This is a genomic window from Mixta mediterraneensis (assembly GCF_030283135.1).
Taxonomy (GTDB): domain Bacteria; phylum Pseudomonadota; class Gammaproteobacteria; order Enterobacterales; family Enterobacteriaceae; genus Pantoea; species Pantoea mediterraneensis.
Window position 1 is genome coordinate 1 of record NZ_JASUAZ010000133.1, and the last position, 1,188, is coordinate 1,188.

Annotated in this window: 1 protein-coding gene; it reads left to right on the plus strand. The window is 36.4% G+C overall.

The window, feature by feature from the left end:
* Positions 1-515 precede the first annotated feature (515 nt).
* Positions 516-1,188, plus strand: a 673-nt coding sequence (locus QRY16_RS21945; protein ID WP_289778055.1) for a hypothetical protein, incomplete at its 3' end; no start/stop codon positions are given.

Sequence of the window (1,188 nt, forward strand, 5' to 3'; positions counted from 1 at the left end):
TTAATGATACTGTAATTAAATATTTGGGCTAAATTAGTATATACACAATAATCACAGTATATGCCAACTATAAATAAAACGTTTAATGAAATTTCCACAATTTGTCTTAGATTTATTATGTGAATTAATAGTGTTAATACAAAATGGTCGCGGTGAACTATAAATATCCCTCCTTTGTAAACCCTAATAATTAGATGATGTCTTTGAAACAAACATCTAATGCCAAATAACACATCGGAGTGATCTAGCATCAGATCTATCATGCATTCAGTAAAACATGTGGCATAGGACTGCTTTTCTATCACGATCTGGTCATATGGTCAATGTACAGGTAATCCATGGCTCATGATCATATACAGTGTCTAGCCTTCTTCCTAACTCATCCATTGAATAATCACATGTCAAATCTCAATCAACACTTAATTGAATTATGTAATGAGTTTTAATTAGATTTATCCTAATTAAAATATTTCATTAAAATATAGGTATTTAAAGACAGAAAACTCTACCCATCAATGAGACCTTATAGGATAGGTACTGCAAACCTGTTGCAGGCTATGATAAGGCTCACACTCTTGCTGGGACCTGTTCTTTCTTCTGGTTCAGGTTTATCTACTGATGCTGATGGTCCAATAATTACTAGACTATTCGAATACATGACAGAAAGCACCAACATAGAAGAGCTTATACTTGATCCCAAGTATTTGTATGTGGATGCTCCATCGCACCATAATCCTCTGAAAGATGTAGATGCATATAAAGCCAATGCCTTTATCTGTAAGAAATGTGAAAAAACTGATACAGATGGATGCATTCTTACAAAGTTGGGCAAGGAGATATGCCAGCTGGTTGCTGCAGACAAGCATGAAGAGGCATCAAAACACTTTAGGGAGTACCTCAAACACCTGAACCGTCATGAGATACCGCCAAGCCTTCCAGGAGATGGTATCGAGATAAGTTGGAAGTCGATTCCCGAATTCATAGGGACATTTATTATGAGCCAGCACGTGGAAAAGGACGACATAAACGCCTTAATGCATGCTCTGAGAAAATACAAGAATCTGCCACCTTTCCAGCTGAAGAATATTGTGGTTTCGGGTGCTGACATTCTAACAGATTATAAATCAAGAGAGAATAATGGAACAAACTACAAGATAAAGCTTGAGAACTGCAACCTCTGGGGAATAT